Origin of the sequence: Streptomyces sp. NPDC059564, from assembly GCF_042735575.1 — a bacterium.
GTDB lineage: Bacteria > Actinomycetota > Actinomycetes > Streptomycetales > Streptomycetaceae > Streptomyces.
In genome coordinates, this window is sequence record NZ_JBHWBP010000602.1 from 1 (window position 1) to 2496 (window position 2496).

Sequence of the window (2496 nt, forward strand, 5' to 3'; positions counted from 1 at the left end):
GCGTTCTTCGCGGAGCTGGAGGCGGAGAGCGAGGTCCTGGGCAAGCGGGTGCGCGCCAGGTCTCGACCTCGAAACCCTCGCGGATCCAGTACTCGATGCCGCCGAGCATCTCCTTGACCTGGAAGCCGAGTTCGGCCAGGGCGAGCGCGGAGCGGGTGGCTCCGTTGCAGCCGGGGCCCCAGCAGTAGGTCACCACGGGCAGGTTCTTGTCGAGGAGCCGCTCGGCCTGCCCGGGGATCAGCGCGGTGGGCAGGTGGATCGCGCCGGGTACGTGGGCCTGGTCCCAGGAGGGGGTGGAGCGGGAGTCGATCAGCTGGAAGCCCAGTTCGGCGCCCTGCTCCCGGTGGGCCGCGAGGGCGCCGGCGACATCGGACACGTCCGCGTGGAAGGCCAGGCTCGCGGCGAAGTACGCGGCGGCCGCGGCCGGACTCGCCGGGGGCACCCGGAGCACGGGGTTGACGGGGGCGGGGGCGGTGGTCGGCTCGGTGATCTGCGCGTTCGTCGTCGTCATGGCTGAAAATCTACAAACCGTTGATCGTTCCGGGAAGTGGATTTCCCCGGCCTTCCTCTTGTTCCACCGGGGATTCCCCTGCTAGACCTGCGCCATGAGCGGTTATTCCCCCGACGCCACCGACTGGCGGATCCTCGCCGCCCTCCAGGAGGACGGCCGCGCCAGTTTCACCGAGCTGGCCCGCACCGTCTCCATGTCCGCGAGCGCCGTCACCGAGCGGGTCCGCCGTCTGGAGGAGGCCGGGATCATCACCGGCTACACGGCCGTCGTCGACCAGGAGAAGCTGGGCAAGGCCATCCTGGCGCTGGTCCGGCTGCGCTATCCGCACGGCAACTACAAGCCGTTCCACGATTTCCTGGAGGCCACCCCGGACATCCTGGAGGCCCACCACGTCACCGGCGACGACTGCTTCGTCCTCAAGGTGGCCGCCCGCTCGATGGCGCACCTGGAGGAGGTCACCGGCCGGATCTCCGGGCTCGGCTCGGTGACCACCAGCATCGTCTACTCCTCGCCGCTGGCCCGGCGTCCGATCAGTCCGTGACCCCGGCGGTGCGGTGGCGCACGACCGAGCCGCCGCGCTGCTTGACGATCTCCAGCTGGGCCTGGACCCGCGTGCGCAGGTCGCCGACGTGGCTGACGATGCCGACGCTGCGGTCGCGTTCGCGCAGCGAGTCCAGGACGTCCAGCACCTCGTCCAGCGCCTGGTCGTCGAGGCTGCCGAAGCCCTCGTCGATGAAGAGGGTGTCCAGGCGCATGCCGCCCGCCTCGTCGGTGACCACGTCGGCCAGGCCCAGGGCCAGGGCGAGCGAGGCGAAGAAGGTCTCGCCGCCGGACAGGGTGGCGGTGTCCCGCTCGCTGCCCGTCCAGGCGTCCACCACGTGCAGCCCCAGACCGGAGCGTCCGCGTCCGCTCGCGCGGGCGTCGGAGTGGACGAGGGTGTAGCGGCCGCCGGACATGCGCAGCAGCCGGACCGTCGCCGCCGCGGCGACCTGCTCCAGCCGCGCGGCCAGGACGTACGCCTCCAGCCGCATCTTGCGCTCGTTGTCGGCGGAGGTGCCCGCCGTCAGCCCCGCCAGGCGGGCCACCCGCTCGTACGCCTCGCGCAGCGGGCCCAGGGCGCGCAGCTCCTGGTCGGCCAGCCGGGAGAGCCGGTCCAGCTCGGCGCAGCGCACCCGGGCGGCGTCGACGGCCGATCCGGCGGTGCGCAGCCGGGCGGCGGTGCGTTCCTCCGCGGCCCCGGCGGTGCGGGGGTCGGCCGGGGGCAGGGCGGCGGCCGCGGCGGTGTCCCGCTCGGCGCGGCGGTCGGCGAGCATCGCCTCCTCGGCCTGCCAGGCGTCCGCGCGGCGCTGGAGGGCGGTGCGCTCGTACTCGGGCAGGACGGCGTCGGCCGCGGCCTCGACGGTCTCGAACCCGGCCTTGAAGGCGGCGTCGGCCAGCTGGTCGTCGGCCTCCTTCAGCCGCGCGGCGGTGACCTCGGCCCGGCGCAGCGACGCGGCGGCCGCGGTGACCATCCGGATCCGGTCCTCCAGGGTGCGGGCGCGGGCGGCGACGCTGGGCGAGTCGCCCCGTACGAGGACCAGTTCGGCTTCGAGGGAAGCCTGCTCCCGGTCCAGGGCCTCGCGCCGGGAGGCCCTGGCGGCGGCCCGGCGTTCGGCGTCGAGCCGGTCGGAGCTGCGCGCGTCGTGCTCCCGTTCGGCGCGGGCGAGCCGCTCGCGGGCGCCGTGCAGCCCGGCGGCGTCCGCGTGGGCGGCGGCGTGGCGGGCGCTCAGGTCGGCGGTGAGGCCGAGGAGTTCGGCGGTGGTGGCCTCCCCGGCGGCGGACGCGGCCTCGGACTCGGCTTCGCGGACGGCGGCGAGCCGGCGCTCGACGGCGGCCCTGCGCTCCTCGGCCTCCTCGAAGCGGGCGTGGGCGGCGTCCTCGGCGGCCCGGTCGACGTGTCCGGCGCCGGGGCGGGCGGGCGCGGGGTGCTCGGCGGATCCGCACAC

3 protein-coding genes are annotated in these 2496 nt (G+C 75.0%); 1 reads left to right on the forward strand and 2 read right to left on the reverse strand.

Annotation, left to right across the window (positions count from 1 at the left end):
- The coding region (locus ACFV0Q_RS40775; protein ID WP_385013064.1) for a rhodanese-like domain-containing protein at positions 1 to 511 on the reverse strand (511 nt) is incomplete at its 3' end.
- Positions 512 to 605: 94 nt separating this feature from the next.
- On the opposite strand from ACFV0Q_RS40775, the gene ACFV0Q_RS40780 reads away from it, so the two are divergent.
- Positions 606 to 1052 (forward strand): Lrp/AsnC family transcriptional regulator, encoded by a 447-nt coding sequence (locus ACFV0Q_RS40780; protein WP_385013066.1) that lies wholly within the window; start codon positions 606 to 608, stop codon positions 1050 to 1052.
- Here the strand turns inward: ACFV0Q_RS40780 and ACFV0Q_RS40785 are convergent.
- A partial coding sequence (locus ACFV0Q_RS40785; protein ID WP_385013068.1) for an SbcC/MukB-like Walker B domain-containing protein occupies positions 1042 to 2496 on the reverse strand: 1455 nt, incomplete at its 5' end. The two genes, ACFV0Q_RS40780 and ACFV0Q_RS40785, sit on opposite strands and share 11 nt — an antisense overlap.